Annotated in this window: 18 protein-coding genes; 9 read left to right on the top strand and 9 right to left on the bottom strand. The window is 65.8% G+C overall.

Features of this window, described 5'->3' with window-relative positions; all coding sequences use genetic code 11:
- The first annotated feature begins 60 nt into the window (after positions 1–60).
- The 9 genes from LF41_RS05275 (at position 61) to LF41_RS16070 (ending at position 10,611) form a co-directional block, all read left to right on the top strand.
- Entirely contained in the window at positions 61–708 is a 648-nt protein-coding gene (locus tag LF41_RS05275; RefSeq protein ID WP_036166877.1) for a phage tail protein, read from the top strand.
- Between the two features lie 8 nt (positions 709–716).
- A complete protein-coding gene (locus LF41_RS05280) occupies positions 717–1,028 on the top strand; it encodes a phage tail assembly chaperone (protein WP_036166879.1) in 312 nt (103 codons plus the stop codon).
- Positions 1,029–1,045: 17 nt separating this feature from the next.
- Positions 1,046–1,351: a DUF1799 domain-containing protein gene (locus LF41_RS16430; RefSeq protein WP_272913776.1), complete on the top strand. Its 306-nt coding sequence runs from the start codon at positions 1,046–1,048 to the stop codon at positions 1,349–1,351.
- Entirely contained in the window at positions 1,344–3,785 is a 2,442-nt protein-coding gene (locus LF41_RS05285) for a phage tail length tape measure family protein (protein WP_036166883.1), read from the top strand. Before LF41_RS16430 ends, LF41_RS05285 begins: the two co-directional genes overlap by 8 nt.
- Entirely contained in the window at positions 3,785–4,333 is a 549-nt protein-coding gene (locus tag LF41_RS05290) for a DUF2460 domain-containing protein (RefSeq protein WP_036166886.1), read from the top strand. Before LF41_RS05285 ends, LF41_RS05290 begins: the two co-directional genes overlap by 1 nt.
- Positions 4,330–5,226, top strand: coding sequence for a DUF2163 domain-containing protein (locus LF41_RS05295; protein ID WP_036166889.1), 897 nt, complete (start codon positions 4,330–4,332; stop codon positions 5,224–5,226). The genes LF41_RS05290 and LF41_RS05295 overlap by 4 nt, the downstream gene beginning before the upstream one ends.
- A gap of 56 nt (positions 5,227–5,282) precedes the next feature.
- Positions 5,283–5,702: an NlpC/P60 family protein gene (locus LF41_RS05300; protein ID WP_152599901.1), complete on the top strand. Its 420-nt coding sequence runs from the start codon at positions 5,283–5,285 to the stop codon at positions 5,700–5,702.
- A gap of 83 nt (positions 5,703–5,785) precedes the next feature.
- The gene (locus LF41_RS05305) at positions 5,786–9,637 is read left to right on the top strand and encodes a phage tail protein (protein WP_036166896.1); all 3,852 of its coding nucleotides are present in this window, start codon (positions 5,786–5,788) and stop codon (positions 9,635–9,637) included.
- The gene (locus LF41_RS16070; protein ID WP_052116158.1) at positions 9,637–10,611 is read left to right on the top strand and encodes a hyaluronate lyase N-terminal domain-containing protein; all 975 of its coding nucleotides are present in this window, start codon (positions 9,637–9,639) and stop codon (positions 10,609–10,611) included. Before LF41_RS05305 ends, LF41_RS16070 begins: the two co-directional genes overlap by 1 nt.
- Here the strand turns inward: LF41_RS16070 and LF41_RS05315 are convergent.
- From LF41_RS05315 to LF41_RS05355, 9 genes are all read right to left on the bottom strand, one after another.
- Positions 10,576–11,532, bottom strand: a complete 957-nt coding sequence (locus LF41_RS05315) for an acyltransferase family protein (RefSeq protein WP_084073403.1) — start codon at positions 11,530–11,532, stop codon at positions 10,576–10,578. The two genes, LF41_RS16070 and LF41_RS05315, sit on opposite strands and share 36 nt — an antisense overlap.
- 50 nt (positions 11,533–11,582) lie before the next feature.
- On the bottom strand, positions 11,583–11,762 hold the full coding sequence (locus LF41_RS05320) for a hypothetical protein (protein ID WP_036166899.1): 180 nt from the start codon (positions 11,760–11,762) through the stop codon (positions 11,583–11,585).
- On the bottom strand, positions 11,755–12,069 hold the full coding sequence (locus tag LF41_RS05325) for a hypothetical protein (protein WP_036166902.1): 315 nt from the start codon (positions 12,067–12,069) through the stop codon (positions 11,755–11,757). Before LF41_RS05325 ends, LF41_RS05320 begins: the two co-directional genes overlap by 8 nt.
- The gene (locus LF41_RS16680; protein WP_152599902.1) at positions 12,066–12,245 is read right to left on the bottom strand and encodes a hypothetical protein; all 180 of its coding nucleotides are present in this window, start codon (positions 12,243–12,245) and stop codon (positions 12,066–12,068) included. Before LF41_RS16680 ends, LF41_RS05325 begins: the two co-directional genes overlap by 4 nt.
- A gap of 274 nt (positions 12,246–12,519) precedes the next feature.
- Complete coding sequence (locus LF41_RS05335; RefSeq protein ID WP_036166907.1) at positions 12,520–13,278, bottom strand: anti-sigma factor; 759 nt, start codon at positions 13,276–13,278, stop codon at positions 12,520–12,522.
- Entirely contained in the window at positions 13,275–13,820 is a 546-nt protein-coding gene (locus LF41_RS05340; RefSeq protein WP_036167087.1) for a sigma-70 family RNA polymerase sigma factor, read from the bottom strand. The genes LF41_RS05335 and LF41_RS05340 overlap by 4 nt, the downstream gene beginning before the upstream one ends.
- A 123-nt stretch (positions 13,821–13,943) precedes the next feature.
- Entirely contained in the window at positions 13,944–14,780 is an 837-nt protein-coding gene (locus LF41_RS05345; protein ID WP_036166910.1) for an alpha/beta hydrolase family protein, read from the bottom strand.
- Positions 14,777–15,568 carry a bifunctional hydroxymethylpyrimidine kinase/phosphomethylpyrimidine kinase gene (gene thiD / locus LF41_RS05350; RefSeq protein ID WP_036166913.1) on the bottom strand — a complete coding sequence of 264 codons (792 nt, stop codon included), beginning with the start codon at positions 15,566–15,568 and terminating at the stop codon, positions 14,777–14,779. Before thiD ends, LF41_RS05345 begins: the two co-directional genes overlap by 4 nt.
- A complete protein-coding gene (locus LF41_RS05355; protein WP_036166916.1) occupies positions 15,565–16,962 on the bottom strand; it encodes a PhoH family protein in 1,398 nt (465 codons plus the stop codon). Before LF41_RS05355 ends, thiD begins: the two co-directional genes overlap by 4 nt.
- Between the last annotated feature and the right edge of the window lie 13 nt (positions 16,963–16,975).

Genomic DNA, 16,975 nt, shown 5'->3' on the forward strand with positions numbered 1-16,975 from the left:
CCGCGCTGGTTCCATCCGCCGCCTCCGGGCGGTTTTTTTATGCCTAGAGGAAATGCCTAAATGGCCGTCACCCTGCCGAATGGGTCGTTGATCGCTATCGCTAGCGGTTACGGCTCCAGCAAGACCGTCTCCGCAATCTCCAACGCCAACCCCGGTGTCGTGACTTCGACCTCGCACGGCATCAGCGACGCCACGTTCGTGGAAGTCACCTCGGGCTGGTCGCGCCTGAACAACAAGATCGTCCGCGTGTCGGGCAGCGCCACCAACTCCTTCAACCTCGAAGGCTACGACACCTCGTCCACGAGCATCTATCCGGCCGGTTCCGGCACGGGCTCGGTGCGTGCGGTCAGCGGTTGGACGCAGATCAGCCAGATCCTGGCGTCGTCCTTCTCGGGTGGCGAACAGCAGTTCACCGATTACCAGTTCCTCGAATCGGACGCTGCGGTGCGCATCCCGACGTTCAAGTCGCCCGCCACGGTCACGCTGACCATTGCCGACGACCCGTCGTTGGCTGGCTTCGTCGCTGCGTTGGCGGCGAACAACGACCGCGCCCAGCGCGCCGTCAAGATCACGCTGTCGAACGGCGCGATCCTGCTCTACAACGCCTACGTCTCCGTTGCGACGCTGCCGTCGCTCACGGTCAACGAAGTGATGTCCACCCAGTTGACGCTCTCGTTGCTCAACGAGCCGGTCCGCTACACCTCGTAAGGAGCAACATGGCGAAGTTGAAGCTCAATCCCGAGCCCACCTTCAAGGCCGACGTGCCGGTCCCCGTTCCGGGGGCCGGTCCGGTCAAGGTGAAGTTCACGTTCAAGTGGCGCAAGCGCGACGAGATCGTGGATTGGCTGGAGTCGGCCAAGGACATGACCGACGCGGAAATCATTATGGACAGCGCGATTGGCTGGGAACTCGATGACGAGTTCAACGCCGAGAACGCCGAACGCCTCTGCAACACCTACACGGGCGCGGGGCGTGAGTTCGTCAATACCTACCTCGACGAACTGCGCGGAGTGCGCACAAAAAACTGAAGGGCATCGCCAGGGCGATTGCCGAAGGGGACCAGCGCGAGAAGGAGGCCGCCGAGTTCGGCTTCCTTCCCGAAGACTTCCCTGACGATGCCTTAGAGATTTGGCCCGACACGCTCGCGGCCCACAACGCCTTCGTCGCCCTTTCGACGCAATGGCGCACCAGTTACGGCGGCATCACCGGACTGGACTACAACGCCATCCCTTCCGTGCTTCGACTGATCGCCATTCCTCGCAAGGAGTGGTCGGGCGTGTTCGAGGACTTGCGGGTGATGGAGGCCGAGACGCTGAAGATCCTCACCGAGCAAAGGGAACATCGTGGCTGACATCGCATCGCTCGGTATTCGCGTCACCACGACTGGCGCGAAGGAAGCCGCCGCCGACCTCGGGCAGCTGGACACCGCCAGCCAGAAGGTCGAGAAGTCCGCGAACACCGCCGCCAAGGCGATGTCCGCGAACGCCAAGTCGGCCAAGGAACTGCAATTCGCCACGCGCGGCCTGCCCGCGCAGTTCACCGACATCGTGACCTCGCTACAAGGGGGCCAGCGTCCGCTGCAAGTCCTGCTCCAGCAGGGCGGCCAGATCAAGGACCTGTTCGGTGGCATCGGCCCCGCCATCCGTGCCGTGGGTGGTTACGTCGCGGGCCTCATAAATCCCTTTACCATCGCTGCCGCTGCCGTTGTCGGGCTGGGCCTTGCGTGGAAGGAGGCCGCCGACGAGGCGCAGGCCTTCAACCTCGCGATCATCCAGTCGGGCGACTATGCCCGCAAGAGCGCGGACGACCTCGAAACGCTCGCCAGTCGCCTCGACGAGACGACCAACGCCACGCAACGCTTCGCCAGCGACGTGATCGCGCAGGTGGTGGCCTCGGGCCGCTTCACGGGCGAACAGGTCGATCTGGTTTCCACCGCCATCATCAACATGGCGAAGGCCGTGCAGGCGGCCGGTGGCGATGCGGACGACACGATCAAGGATCTGATCAAGTCGTTCACCGACCTGTCGCGCGATCCGGTCGATGCGCTGCTCAAGCTCAACGAAACGCAGCACTTCCTCACGCAGTCCACGCTGGAACAGGTCGAGACGCTGAAGAAGCAAGGCCGCGAGGCCGAGGCGGTCGATGTCGCCATCAAGGCGATGGCCGACACGCTCAACGCCCGCGCGCCCGAGATGCAGTCCAACCTCGGCGCGACGAGCATTGCGTTTGCCAGCCTGCGCGACAACGCCGCCGAAGCCCTCGACGGCATCGTGGACGGCTTCCGCCGCGCCGACGAAGCCGCGCTGAAGTTCCTGCGCTCCGGCTCGCTCGCTTCGCGCTCCGTGCGCAGCCTGCTCCCCATCGACTTCGGGAGTGCGAACGACGCGGACTTCTCCGGCGTCAAGGGCAGCGTCAACGGCGGCGGCCTGAGCATCGTCGATAGCAAGAAGGCGCGCCAGGACATCAAGGAGGTCGAGGACGCCCAGCGCGAATGGAACTCGTCGCTCCGGCAGGGCGAGACCAGCGCGCAACGACTGAAGCGCGAACTGGACGAGGTAGCGGAGGCCGGTAAGCGCCTCGGAAAGACCGACCCGGAAATCGCAGCGGCGCAGGACGCCATCCGCGACGCCTTTGCGCGCAAGGGGCCGAAGGCCCGCAAGCCGCGCAAGGTCAACACGCGCGGCATCGAAAACGCATCCGACCGCTTCGACGATATGGTCGGCAGCCTGCGTGCCGAAATCGAAGGCCCGCTGGAGCGTGTCGAGCAGCAACACATCAAGCGGATGCGCGAGCTGGAGCAGGCCGCACGTGACGGCAAGCGGTCGCACGAGGATCTGGCCGAGGCGCTGAAGCTCGAAGGCGAGGCCTACCAGCGCGCTGGCGACGAGGTGCAGCACCGCTACGAAGCGGAGATTGCCGCGCTCTCCGGCCCCATCGTGCAGGCCCAGCAGGCGCACGAGGCTGCGCTGCGTCGCATCGAGGAATTGAAGAAGGAAGGCGTGCTGACCGGCGCGCAATACAACGCGATGCTGGAGGAGGAGGCCAAGGCCTTCGAGGCCGACATGCACGCCGCCGAGCGTGCCGCCGATCCCATCGGTGCACTGCTGTCGGACATGGCCGCAGAACTCGACCTGATCGGCAAGAGCAACGCCGAGCGCGCGGTGATGGTGGAACTGCGCCGCCAGAACATCGACGCGATGAGCGCCGAGGGGCAGGCCGCGCTGGAAACGGCCCGCCAGTTCGACGAGGAAGCCAAGGCCAAGCAGCGCTCCATCGACCTGATGGACGACTTCCGCCGAGGGGCCAGCGACGCGCTGTCCGACATCATCACCGGAGCCAAGAGCGCGAAGGAAGCCTTCGCCGACTTCTTCGACGATCTGGCGCGGCGCATCACGCAAATGATCGCCGAACGCTGGATCGAGCGCGCCTTCGGTGCGATGGGGACGAACGGCTCCGGCACGTCCGGTGGCGATTGGCTTGGTGCTGCGGTCGGTGCGCTGTTCGGCGGTGGCCGTGCAATGGGCGGCCAGGTGGCGGCAAACCGCGTCTACGAAGTGGGCGAACACAACCAGCCCGAACTCCTGCAAGTCCACGGCCGTTCGTACCTGATCCCCGGCAACCAAGGGAACGTCACGCCGATGCACGGCGGCGGCAGCGAGCAGCGCGTGTACCAGCTCACGCAGAACTTTCAGGTGCAGGGCGCACCGAACCGACAGACGAGGGAACAGATGGCGCGCAGCAGCGGACGTGAAGCGCGTCGCGGCATGACGAGGACGGGCACCTGATGGCCTACCTCACCACCCGGATGCCCGAGCGCATCGCCGCTGGCTTCGTGATCGGCCCGCGCTGGCAGACGCTCGTGGTGCCGCTGGATAACGGCCGCGAGCAGCGCAACGCGCAATGGCTGTTCCCGAAGTACGAAGCCCGCGCCAACATCGGCATGTTCAATGCCGCCGACCGACAGGCGATCCGCAACCTGTTCATGGCGTGCCGGGGCCGCGCCAATCCGTTCCGCGTGCGCGATCCGCTGGACTACACGGCCACCGCGCAACCGCTCTACACCGTTGGCGGCGTGACGTACCTCGCGCGCAGCTACGCCTACGGCGGCGAGACCGCGTATCGGCTGATCCAGGCTCCGGTCACCGCGACGCTCTCCGGTGCGGGATCGGTGGATCTCACCACGGGCATCGTCACGGGCGCGAATCCGGTGGCGGACACGTGGACCGGCACGTTCGACATCTGGATGCGCTTCGAGAGCGACTTCGGCGCGATCACGGCCACGACGACCAACGTGCAAACGGCCGACATCGAGCTGGTCGAGGTGCGCCGATGAAGCAGATTCCGGCGTCGCTCGTCACGCACCTGTCGGGCGACACCACGACGCATTGCCTCTTGCTGCGCGTCCTCACGAAGTCGGGCGACCTGTACGGGTTCACCAACCTCGACGTGGACGTGACCTACAACCCCGCGACGGTCGATCCGTACTCGACGGGGGACGATTGGGGCTCGGCTTCGCATCGTGCGGACAACGGGTTCACGCCCGAGCGGATGCAGGCCACGGCTGACCTCAGCGTTGACAACACCGAACTGCAAGGCTGGGTGGCTGAGACGGGCATCACCGAGCAGCAGATTCGCGCGGGGTTGTTCGACTACGCCAAGGTGCGCGTGTACCGCGTCAACTACATGGACCTCACGCAAGGCCATGAGCTGGTGCTGGCAGGGACGTGCGGTGAAACCACCTTCTCCCGCAACGGCTGGAAGGCCGAGTTCCGCTCGCTGACCCAGCAGCTCAAGCAACCGCTCTCGCAACTGTATTCGATCAAGTGCCGCGCCAAGTACGGCGACGCGCGTTGCGGCAAGGCGTTCGTGTGGACGGCCGGGACGGTGACCTCCGTGGGCTCCGAAACCGACCGCATCTTCACCGACACGTCCATCGCGCAGGCCGACGACTTCTACGCACTTGGCGTCGTGGAGTGGCTCACGGGCGACAACGCAGGCGCGCAGATGGAAGTGGACTCGCAGATCTCCGACGAGGTGACGATGGCGTTGCCGCTGCCGTATCCGATCCAGATCGGGGACACGTACCAGATCCGCCAGGATTGCGACAAGACGCGCGAGATGTGCCGTGACACGCACGCCAATCTCGTGAACTTCCGGGGCGAGCCTGACATCCCGATTGCGGATGGCGGGACGCTCATGGTGCCGGGGGCGTACATCCGGCGATGAGCAAATCGAAGAAGCAACGTCCCGGCCTGCATGAAGCAGCTCGCCGGTACCTTGGCGTGCCTTTCAAACACATGGGCCGCTCCGAGAAAGCCATTGATTGCGTGGGCCTCGGCATCCTCGCTGCCCGCGATTGCGGGTGGACCGCCGATGACCTGTCGGTCTACGGCCGCGCCCCGCGCGATGGATTGCTCGACGCGATGCTCGTGCGCAACTGCGGCGAGCCCGTCGCACGCGAGCCGGTGTCGCTGAGCGATCTGCAACCGGGCGACATCCTCGCCATCCATTTCGACGGCCAGCGCGTCTCGCGCGGCATTCCGTCCAAGTGGCCCGTTCGCCACGTCGGCATCGTCGGCGAACAGAACGGACGCATGACCCTGATCCATACCGATTCCTACATCGGCCGCGTCGTCGAACAAAGCATCGACCCAACCATTTTGTCGCGCATCGCGGCCGTCTATCGGAGGGCTTCACTTTGAGTGGGTCCACGATTGGAGGTGTCGTTGGCGCAGTTGTCGGCTATTTCTTCGGCGCACCACAACTAGGCTGGGCCATTGGCTCGATGATCGGCGGCTACGTCGATCCCGATGTCATCAAGTCGTCCGGTCCGCGCCTGACCGATGCGATGCAGCAGACCGCACGCGACGGCATTCCGATCACGATTGGCTACGGCACGTTCCCGACTGCGGGCAACGTGATCTGGCGTGCGCCGCTGGTCGAGAACGTCATCGTGACGCGCGAGCGCCAGGGCAAGGGCGGCCCGGTCACCGAAACCACCGAGTTCCAATACACGCGCTCCTACGCCATCGGCATCTGCGAAGGCCCGATCACCGGCCTGCTGATCGTCAAGCGCAACGGGAAGATCGTCTACGACGCGCGCACCGACGAAGAATTGACGGCGGTCGGCTACACGGCCAACGACATTGCGGCCTCGCGCTCCGGCTCTGCGGCCTTCATGCAGAACGCCGTGATGTATACGGGCGACGAGTCGCAAGTCGCGGACTCGGTGATGGAGGCCCACGAAGGCGTCGGCAACGTGCCTGCGTACCGTGGACTGGCTTACATCCGATTCGAGAACGACGATCTGTCGGAACTGCGCGGCGCGATCCCGCAATTCGAGTTCGTCGTCAACGGCTCGGGCAACGTCGTGGTGGTGGAGAACGAGGAAGGGCTGATCTTCCACTACCCGCTGGACGACTACGCGCCGGGCGGCGTGGCCCGCGAAGTCGTCGGCGGCTACAACGGCGTCTACTCCAGCACCAACGTGGCGGGCGGCCCGATCCTGAGCCTTGGTGGCACGGGGTCGATGAACATCACCGATTTTGGCGGCTACATGCAGACCGCCTCGGGTGTTACGCCGAGCATGAACACGCACACTAGCTGGAGCGTGTCCGCATGGATCCAGCCGCGCCCGAACTCTGACGACGACAACGGCGGTGGCGCGACGCAGAAGACCATCGCCATCCTCGACAACGGCGGCTTCGTCGATGAGTGCAACTGGTGCCTGTGCCTGCGCACGCCCAGCTCCCCGGCCGACCTGAAGAACCTGCGTCCCTACGCGTTTTACTCGCACAGCCTCGGCACGCAGAACAGCATCGTCAGCACGGAAGAAGCGACGTTCTTCCGCAACCACTACGTCGTGATGACGTGGGAGCGGACCGGGCCCGGCACTCTCGGAACATTCAAGTTCTACGTCAACGGATCGCTGATCGACACCGAGACGGGCCAGCCCAATCCATCGTTTGCCAACACCTCGATGCATCTGATCGTGGGTGGCGCGCGCTCCGGTGTGCCTTCCTACGCGACCGACCACCAATTCCTCGGCTGCATCGCGGACCTCAAGGGCTACAGCCGTGCGCTGACGCTGGCCGAGATTCAGGCCAAGTTCCTGGCGTCCGACGACCGCTACTACGAAATCCCGGACATCCCCGGCACCTACGTCGATGCGAACGGCAACTACGTCTACTTCGGCGCGGATGCGCTGGAGCGCGAAGTGGTCACCGTGGGCGACATCGTGGCCGACATCTGCCTGCGTGCAGGACTGACGGCCGACCAGTTCGATGTCAGCGAGCTGACGGACGAAATCGACGGGTATCGCATTGCAACCGAGGGCGGCGGGGATGCGTTCCTCAATCCCCTGCTGGCTTATGCCTTCGCTGACTGCGCGGAGTGGGATGGCAAGCTGCGTTTCGTCAAGCGTGGCGGCGATCCGGTCTTTGCACTGACTGCCGACGATCTGGTCGAGCGCGACGGCGATGCGTTCGAGCGCGAGCGCGTGCAGGAAGCCGAATTGCTGCGCAAGACCACGGTGTCCTACCTCGACCCGCTTGCCACCTACACGGTCACCACGCAGCAGTGGGAGCGCCGTTCGGGCACCGTCGAGGCCAAGGGTGAGGGCTCGCTGGAATTGCCCGTCGTGGCCGGTGGCACGCAGATGGCGCAGGTGGCCGAGAAGCGCGGCAAGGTCGCGTGGTCGGAAACCGAAAAGCAGAAGTTCTCGCTCACGCACAAGTGGACGAAGCTCACGCCCACGGACGTGGGTACGTACACGGACGCGGACGGCAACGTCACGCGCATTCGCCTCGGCCAGCGCGAGGACGACTCGGGCGTGCAGCTCATGGAGGCCGTCACCAACCGTGGCGCGTCCTACACCGGCACGGCCGAAGCCCAGCCCCTCCCCGGCGGTGGCGTGACGCCTCCTGCGGTGCGTGGCCCCACGGTCATGGCGGCATTCAACGGTCCGCCCCCGCGCACGAACGAACAACAGCAGGCGGGCATCTTCGTGGCGGTTCGGGGATTGCTGGAAGGCTGGGTCGGCTGCGACCTGTATATCTCGGCGGACAACGGCGATACGGAGACGTTCGTCGGGCGCCTGGTCAACCCCGCGCGCATGGGCTGGCTCACCGCCGACATCACCTCGTCGGCCAGCGACACCATCAGCGTGGAGCTGTACGGCTCGGCCGACATCGACACGGTGACCGACGACCAGCTCGACGCGAACCAGAACGTGTGGGCGATCATCACCGGGGCGAATGCGGAGTTCGGCCAGTCGCAGACCTCCACGCCGAACGGCGATGGCTTCGACCTGACGGACACCGAACGCGGGCTGGTGGGCGAAGCGACCTCGCACGACACCGACGACGTGTTCGTGATGGTGGACCAGTACGTCTACTACATCCCGGTGAACACCGAATATGCCGGGCGCACGCTGATCCTGCGCGCGGTGACGGTCGGCACGCAGGCGGCCAACAACACGACCACCACGCTTGTCTACGACCCGCCCGAAATCGTGTGGGACGGCAACGGGGAAGACGACGACGGCGAGGATGGCCCCGACCCGGATCCGGGTGGCGCTGGCACGCCGGGCACGCCAACCTCGCGCACCGTTGACCCCGGCAGCACCACCGTCTCGCTCACGGCGGGCGAAGCGAACGCCACGGCCAACAGCGCGGCGATCAATACGGCCTTTGCCTCTTACGGCACGGTCATCACCCCGGCGGGCACGTACTACATCGACACCGCCAACCCGATTGAGCCCGCCACCAATTCGGTCCTCGACTTGGCGACGAATGGGACGATCCTGCGCGCGAAGGGCAGCAACACCACGACGGCCCCCGCCACGCATCGGGACATGATCCGCATTGACGGCGTCCACGATGTCGTCGTCAAGGGCGGGCAGCTGATCGGCTACCGCGACTACTGGAAGGCCAATGGCGGTGTCTCGGCGTTCGGCGTGTCGGAATGGGCGCACGGCATCTACGTCACCAACGGTGCGTACAACGTCACGATCTACAACACGACCTTCGACAAGTTCGTCGGGGACGGGATTTCGCTGGGCCGCTCGGCGCACGACATCCACATCCTCAACATCAAGTCCACGAACAACCGCCGCCAGGGAATCTCGACCGGCGCGGATGATGTGCTGATCGAGAACTGCGAATGCGCCTACATCGGCGTGGGCGATGGCACGGCCCCGCGTGCGGGCATCGACATCGAGATCGACGGGCCGGAGACGAACACGTCCAACAACACGACGGTCACGGGCTGCTACCTGCACCACAACGCAGGCCCCGGCCTGATCTGCTATCGCTCCTGCGACGACATCACCATTACCGAAAACCGCATCGAATACAACGTGCGCGGCATCTACGCCTACGACAGCCAGAACGTCGATTGCCACAACAACACGATCAAGTGGAACGGGCTGGAGGGCATTTCGCTGCTGTCCACCTGCGCCAATTGGGACATCGACGGGAACACGCTCTACAGCAACAAGACGCGCCAGTACGGCACGTTTGCTGACGGCCGCACCACCACGACGAGCCCGACCACCGCGCAGAAGGCCAAGCAGATCACCGTCGCGTCCTCGGTGACCGGCACGACCTACGGCACCAACACCTACGGGCCTGTCTGATGGCGACGTATACGATCCCGCAGCGGTTCGCCATTCGTGGCGACACCGCAGAAATCCTGTACGCGCGCAACGAGGTGTTGAAGGCCCGCGAGCAGTGCGTGGAAACCGACACCGGCAAGATCAAGATTGGCGACGGCACGACGGCATGGAACGACCTTCCTTATGTCGCCTACGCCTTCGCGAATCTGGCGGACCTGGCGGATGGCGACGTGCTGCTGTGGGATGCCACGGCAGAGCGGTGGATGCCTTCTGCGGGCGTGGGTGACAACTCCATCACCTACGCGATGTTGCAGGACATCACGACGACCAAGCGCGTGTTGGGTCGGAACACGGCGGGCTCGGGCGACACCGAGGAAGTCAGCCTGACGCAGTTGCTTGACTGGATCGGTTCTGCGGCGCGCGGCGACATCCTGTATCGCGGCGCGTCGAGCTGGGCGCGGCTGGGTGCCGGTACGGCGGGACAGGTATTGCAGACGGGCGGTACGAGCGGCGATCCCTCTTGGGTGTCGCCCTCTGGCGGGATGTGGACGGCCGTTAAGAAGACGGCAAACACCAGCCGCACCAGCACCACAACCCTCGCTGACGACCCGCACCTGTCGTTCGCATGTACGTCAGGCACGACCTATCGGGTGCGTGTGTTCGTGTCCTACAGCAGCGTGAGCTCGACCCCGGACTTCAAATACAACCCGGCATTCTCCGCTGCGTTTACCAACGAGTTCACCATTCGTCGCCAGTTCCTGCCTGTCGGCACCATCGGCACGGACAACGAGGCGGTCGCGGTCGGTACGGGCATCATCAACAGCGCGGGGGTCGGCGTGACATCCAGCGCGGCCGGGCAGGGGTTCGTCCATCTGGACCTCATCTTCACCGCGTCCGCCAGCGGGACGTTCTCGTTCCAGTGGGCGCAGAACACCTCGGATGTAACGGCAGTGATCGTGCTAGCTGGCAGCTACCTGGAGTACGCGACGTTCTGACCGGAACAGGGCTTCGATGGTCACGAACGACAACCACGCGAGCAGGATGGAGGCGGCCGAGACGAGCAGGAGCGTCGGCAACCAGTGCATCTTCACTGGGTTGAGCATCGCGATGGGGAAATGCCACAGGTAGATGCCGTAGGACAGCTTCCCCATCCAGACCATCACCGGATGCGCCAAGCCGCGCAGATGTTGCGCGCCGATGACCAGCAACACGCCCGCCAGTTCAACGAACGGCAGGGTGGGGCGGTCGTTCAGTGCAATGATGGTGGCGAGCATCAATGCGCCCGCCAACCCTGCGACGCGCGCCGAAATGAACGTCCACGGACGCATCGCGAGCAGGCATCCCGCCACAAGGCCAGTGGCGCGCGTGTCGAAGCGAAAGCCGACAGCCCCCATGTTCGCCATGTGGCGCTGCCAGAGCCACGCGAGTAAAAACAGGACGGCGGTGAGCTTCCACGGTGCCGTCCGCCCCTTGAGCATCCACAGCAGGACCAGCGGCCACAGCAAGTAGAAGTGTTCCTCGACCGCGAGGCTCCATGTGTGCCCGAGATAGTGCGGCACCTTCCAGAACGTCATGGCGTAGTCCGACAGGTACAGCCCCGCGACCAGTGCATCGCGGGTGTGCTGTCCTTCGGGGGCCAGGATCGGCGCAAGGGCCAGATATGCCGCGAGCATCGCCAGCAGGGCCGGGTAGAGCCTCCGCGCCCGTCGCCAGTAGAACGCCCCGATGCGGATGCGTCCGGTTGACTCATGCTCGGCCAGCAGGATCGCGGTGATCAGGTAGCCGGAGAGGACGAAGAACAGCTCGACGCCGATGTATCCGCCCGTAAACCACGGCACGCCGCAATGCACAGGCACGACCAAGGCCACGGCAACCGCCCGCAGCCCGTCCAGTTCCGCTCGATATTGGATCCCCATGTGGTGAGAGTACGGGTGTCGGGGCGGGTGGCGGACGGGGTGACTGAGATTCAACGCGGCCGATCAGGCGCGACCCAAAATATCCACGGCGCGACCATATCGCTGCCGTCCTGAATCGCAATGATTCGCTCGGTGGGCACGGGGCCATCAAGGTACGCCAGCTCTATGGTCTGTTTCTCGGTCCAGTACGCGCCATCGGGGCGCACGTACATGATCGCTTCTTCAGCCATTTCGCCCTCCCGGAGCTTGCGGCAGCGGTTGCCAGTGGGTCGGCGGGTCGGTGAACTCGTCGCCTTCGTCGGCATAGTCAATCCAGCACTTACGCTGCGACCAATACCGGCCCATTGTGATGAAGTCGCCGTTCCAGACCATCACAACCGCGTCCTTCGGTGCGGTTTCGATGGGCTGCCATTCGTTCGTCGCAAGCATTTCCCTCGCCGCCTCCCACACATCCCGGATGGCGGCCTGTTCCCTCTGGTGGAACGCCTGCGGCGGGTGGTCAGCCAGCAGGGCGCGGAGGCGGGTGGGGTCGATCATCGGTAGGCCTCGATTTGGTAGTCGCCTTCATTGTCGTGCACGCCGTATCCGTGCCCGCTGATCTGCACCCCCACCGCAATCCCGAAGTAGTCGCCGCCGAAGTCACCCATCCCCGCACCGTCTTCGACAGCTTCAACGATTGCGGACTGGGTGGTTTTGAACCGCTTGGCCGCCATGCGGACGGTCGGAAACTCAGTCCCGCGCCCGCTGCGTTCGGCCTTGTCGGCGTAACGTCGGGCGTAGGCGAAAACTGCCTTGGGGTTGACTGTGCTAACTGTGCTAACCATCCCTCTAAACCCCCCTCTAGAACACCATCTGAGATCCTGAGAGCCCGCACAACAAAGCCATTCCTGAGCCGACCGTGTAATTAGGAGGGGACCGCTCTATCCAACTGAGCTACGGGGCCAAAAGGCCGCCGGATTATCGCAGAGGACGCCCCGCAGGCCCATCTCAGAGGTGGGTCAGCTGGCCCCGGCCGATGACGAACCCGGTGGGATGGCCGGTCTTCGAGCCGCCGGGCGGCTCCATCGACACGGCGATGGTGTGGTCGTCGCGCAGCAGGTGCGCGCGCAGGGCGTCGGGGACCGTCATGGATTGCAGCGGCGCATCGTTGCCCACGCCGAGCGATTGCGTGGAGCCGTCGCTGGATACCAGCCAGACCTGCGGCACTTCGCCGGGCGTGGGGTCCTTCACCAGCGGCATCAGGACGAGCGTGCAGGCATCGTCGTCGACGGCCGCCATGTAGGTGTTGCGGCCCTTGCCGTCGTTCATCGTGCTCACCAGCCGCACGGGGTGCGGCAACGCCGAATGTACGGGCGCCGGGATCTGGCTCGCCGGATTGCGGGGGAGGGCGATGAGGGCGATCACGCAGGCGGTGGTCGCGGCCAGGCCCGCCAGGCTCATGCCGCGCCAGAAGGCGATGCGATCCCACCAACGTTCGCGTTCGACGCGCGCCGGCTGCGCGACATCCAGACCAGCCCGCGCGCGCACCTTGTGCCAGAGATACATCGGCGGCACGACGGGCGCGATGTCGTCGGCGAGCGGCGCCAGCCGCATCCGCCAGGCATCGATGGCGCGTGCGAGACCGGGCTCGCGCGCGATGCGTTCGGCGAAGGCCTGGCGCGATTGCGCGTCCATCGTGCCGAGCACGTATTCGGCCGCGATCACGTCGTCGCCGCCGGGGCCGGTGATGTCGTCGATGGCGCTCATGATTCCAGGCACGTCCGCAGTTGCATCAGGCCGCGGCGGATCCAGCTCTTCACCGTGCCGATGGGGGTGTCGGTGCGGCGCGCGAGTTCCTCGTACGTCGCGCCTTCGTAGAACGCCGTGCGTATCAGCGTACGGCGCCGCGCTTCCAGTTGGTTGAGGCAGCGATCCAGCTGCCGCGTTTCCCCCGCGTGTTCGGCCATCGCCGGTGCGCCCGGGGCCGTGTCGCTCACCTCGAACGCGAATTCGATGGGTAGTGCATTGCGCGAGGCGCCGTCGCTGCGCAAGCGGTCGATGGCCTTGTTGTGCGCGATCATCGCGAGCCACGAAATCGGGCTGGCGATCGCCGCGTCGTATTGCGCGGCCTTGCGCCAGATCGCCGCGTAGGCTTCCTGCACCGCGTCTTCGGCTTCGTCGCGGTCGGACAACAGCCGCAGGCACACGCCGAACATCTTCGCGGAGGTCGCGTGGTACAGCCGCTCGAAGGCCATCGCGTCGCCCTTGGCGACCGCGGCGAGCAGGCGTTCGAGCCCGTGCCGGTCCATCGGCGCGTCGTCGGTCGGATTGCGAAGAGCCAGGGTGTCTTCCATGCACGGGTCCACGCGGGGGCGCGGGTCGATCCTACGCCCAACCCGGCAGATACGGACCTCGGGGCCCGGCGGATGCAGTCAGCGCAACAGCGCCTCGGCCGTCGCCGAAGGGTGCTTCATCCAGGCGTAGTGGTCGGCGCGCACGTGCGGGGCGACGGCATCGACGACCGCGATCGCGGGTTTCGCATTCGGCATCTTCCCGAGCAACGCCTGCAACGACGAGGCGGGCGCGAGCCAGTCGTGCGCCATGCGGACCGCGCGGATCGGCAGTGCGACGCTGTGCAATGCGGTTTCGAGGTCCATGGCGAGACCCGCCGCCGCGTATCGCCCGCTGAGCCCGCAGCGCGACCAATCGGCAATCACGCCGCGCGCTTCTTCACCGCCGAATCCGATCCGACGTCCGGGCAGTTTGCCCGCGACCCGCGCGATGCCGTTCAACAGGTGATAGGCCCCGGGCAGCCACCATCGCGTGCGCGCGGGGAAGGCGCGGAAGTCGGGCGTTCCGCTGGCGACGAGCCACACCGCATTCGCGCTTTCAGGCGCGAGGCCCGCGCGCACGCAAGCGAGCTGCCCGCCGAGGCTGTGGCCGCCGACGACGCGTTCGATGCCGGGCAACGCGTGCGCGATGGCGGCTTCGCTCGCGGGGAGGTCGGCCATCAGCAATTCGCGATAACCCCAGTCGGACGTGCGTGTCGCGCGCAGGTTGCTGCTGCCCAGGCCGCGCCAATCCTGCGCGAACACGGCGATGCCCTCGGCCGCCAGCGCGTCGGCGAAGGGCAGGTAATGCCGCGCGGCGATGCCCATGCCGCCGAGCCACAACAGGCTCGCGCGCGGATTGCGCGGCATGCGGGCCTGCAACGTGAAGCGATGGCCGTCGCTCGCGGCGACGGCCAGTTCGACCGACTCCACTGTCATTGCGCCGCCCCGAAATGATCGAGCACGACGATGTCGCTGCGCCCGGGACGATAGCCCTTCACCAGCGCGCGATGCACGTAGTCGGAGGCGGCAATGCACGCATCGCGCAAGCCGTCGCCCAGCGCGATGCGCGCCGCGACGGCGGAGGCGAGGGTGCAGCCGGTGCCGTGCGCTTCGAGGGTGAGGCGGGCGTGCCGGATTTCGTGCATGCCGGTCGCATCGATGAAGACATCGACCACGTCGCCCTCGCCCTGCAAATGCCCGCCCTTCAGCAGCACCGCATTCGCGCCGCGCGCACGCAATGCCTGCGCGGCATCGTGCATCGCGACGACGCTGTCGATTCGGGCGCCGAGCAGCAACTCGGCTTCCGGCAGGTTCGGCGTCGCGATCGTCGCGCGCGGCAGCAGCCGCGTGCGCATCGCATCGAGCGCGTCGTCGGCCAGCAACTTGGCGCCACTGGTGGCGACCATCACCGGATCGAGCACCACCGGCACGTCGGGACGCGCATCCAGCAACGAAGCGACGGTCTCGATCACCTCCGCCGTCGCCAGCATCCCCAGCTTCACCACGCGCACGTCGAAGTCGTCGAAACACGCTTCGACCTGCGCTCGCAGGAACGTCGTCTCCGGCACGTGCACCGCGGTCACGCCCCGCGTGTGCTGGGCCGTCAGCGCGGCAAGCGCCGACAGCCCGTGCACGCGGAACGCCGCGAAGGTCTTGAGGTCCGCCTGGATGCCGGCGCCGCCGCCGGAATCGGATCCGGCGATCGTCAGCGCCGCCGGCGTCACAGCACTTCGGACGCGTAGTCCGCCAGGCGCGAACGCTCGCCGCGACGCAAGGTCACGTGCGCGCTGTGCGTCCAGCCCTTGAAGCGATCCACCGCGTACGTCAGGCCCGACGTCGTCTCCGTCAGGTACGGCGTATCGATCTGCTCGACGTTGCCCAGGCAGATGATCTTCGTGCCCGGGCCGGCGCGCGTGATCAGCGTCTTCATCTGCTTCGGCGTGAGGTTCTGCGCTTCGTCGAGGATGAGGTAGCGCGAGAGGAACGTGCGGCCGCGCATGAAGTTCAGCGAGCGGATCTTGATGCGTGACGCCAGCAGGTCGTTCGTCGCCGCGCGGCCCCAGCTGCCGCCTTCCTGGTTGTGCGTGAGCACTTCGAGGTTGTCGGTCAGCGCGCCCATCCACGGCGTCATCTTTTCTTCCTCCGTGCCGGGCAGGAAGCCGATGTCCTCGCCGACGCTCACGGTCGCGCGCGTCATGATGATTTCGCGATACCGCTGCTGGTCCATCGTTTGCGCCAGGCCCGCGGCGAGCGCGAGCAGGGTCTTGCCGGTGCCTGCGGTGCCGAGCAGCGAGACGAAGTCGATGTCCGGGTCCATCAGCGCGTTGAGCGCGAAGTTCTGCTCGCGGTTGCGCGCGGTGATGCCCCACACCGCGTGCTGGTTGTGGCGGTAGTCGTCGACGATCTGCAGCACGACCTTCGCGTCGTTGACGCGCGCCACCTTCATCTCGGCTTCCTCTTCGCCGGGCAGGAAGAGGAACTGGTTGGGATACCAATCGTCGTCGTCGCGGCGGGCGATCTCGTAGAACGTGCGCCCCTTGTCCGTCCACGACTTCAGGTCCTTGCCGTGGCGCGACCAGAAATCTTCCGGCAGCTCGGTGGCGCCGGTGTACAGCAGGCTGAAGTCGTCCAGGGCGCGGTCGTTCTCGTAATCCTCCGACACGATGCCCGCGATCGCGGCCTTGATCCGCAGGTTGATGTCCTTGGAGATGAACACCACCGGCGTATCGGGTTCTTCCTCCTTCAACGCGAGGATCGCGCCGAGGATGTGGTTGTCCGGGATCACCGCGCCGAAGCGCTTGCCCGCATCGAAATTGGCGACCTGGAAGCGCAGGCGCCCCGCGCTTTCCTTGCCGCGCAACTGCAGGCCATCGGGCGGGGCGAGCGGAACGCCGGCCGAGATGTCCATGACGTTCTGCTGCTGGATCAACTCGTTGAGGAAGCGGCTGACCTGGCGCGCGTTGCGGCTGGGTTCGGACGTGCCTTTCTTGGCATTGTCGAGTTCTTCCATGACCTGCATCGGCAGGTACACGTCGTGCTCCTCGAACTTGAACAGCGCGGTCGGGTCGTGCATCAGCACGTTCGTATCGAGCACGTAGATCCGCTTGCTTCGGGTCATCAAGGCTTCCTGA

Source organism: Lysobacter dokdonensis DS-58 (genome assembly GCF_000770795.1).
Lineage (GTDB): Bacteria > Pseudomonadota > Gammaproteobacteria > Xanthomonadales > Xanthomonadaceae > Noviluteimonas > Noviluteimonas dokdonensis.

Bases quoted from the DNA above. Each gene is read 5' to 3' on its own strand.
- LF41_RS05295 (WP_036166889.1), top strand. From the start codon at position 4,330: ATGAAGCAGATTCCGGCGTCGCTCGTCACGCACCTGTCGGGCGACACC.
- LF41_RS05325 (WP_036166902.1), bottom strand. From the start codon at position 12,069: ATGATCGACCCCACCCGCCTCCGCGCCCTGCTGGCTGACCACCCGCCG.
- LF41_RS05320 (WP_036166899.1), bottom strand. From the start codon at position 11,762: ATGGCTGAAGAAGCGATCATGTACGTGCGCCCCGATGGCGCGTACTGG.
- LF41_RS16680 (WP_152599902.1), bottom strand. From the start codon at position 12,245: ATGGCGGCCAAGCGGTTCAAAACCACCCAGTCCGCAATCGTTGAAGCT.
- LF41_RS05280 (WP_036166879.1), top strand. From the start codon at position 717: ATGGCGAAGTTGAAGCTCAATCCCGAGCCCACCTTCAAGGCCGACGTG.
- LF41_RS05290 (WP_036166886.1), top strand. From the start codon at position 3,785: ATGGCCTACCTCACCACCCGGATGCCCGAGCGCATCGCCGCTGGCTTC.
- LF41_RS16070 (WP_052116158.1), top strand. From the start codon at position 9,637: ATGGCGACGTATACGATCCCGCAGCGGTTCGCCATTCGTGGCGACACC.
- LF41_RS05340 (WP_036167087.1), bottom strand. From the start codon at position 13,820: ATGGACCGGCACGGGCTCGAACGCCTGCTCGCCGCGGTCGCCAAGGGC.
- LF41_RS05305 (WP_036166896.1), top strand. From the start codon at position 5,786: ATGATCGGCGGCTACGTCGATCCCGATGTCATCAAGTCGTCCGGTCCG.
- LF41_RS05355 (WP_036166916.1), bottom strand. From the start codon at position 16,962: ATGACCCGAAGCAAGCGGATCTACGTGCTCGATACGAACGTGCTGATG.
- LF41_RS05275 (WP_036166877.1), top strand. From the start codon at position 61: ATGGCCGTCACCCTGCCGAATGGGTCGTTGATCGCTATCGCTAGCGGT.
- LF41_RS05335 (WP_036166907.1), bottom strand. From the start codon at position 13,278: ATGAGCGCCATCGACGACATCACCGGCCCCGGCGGCGACGACGTGATC.
- LF41_RS05315 (WP_084073403.1), bottom strand. From the start codon at position 11,532: ATGGGGATCCAATATCGAGCGGAACTGGACGGGCTGCGGGCGGTTGCC.
- LF41_RS05345 (WP_036166910.1), bottom strand. From the start codon at position 14,780: ATGACAGTGGAGTCGGTCGAACTGGCCGTCGCCGCGAGCGACGGCCAT.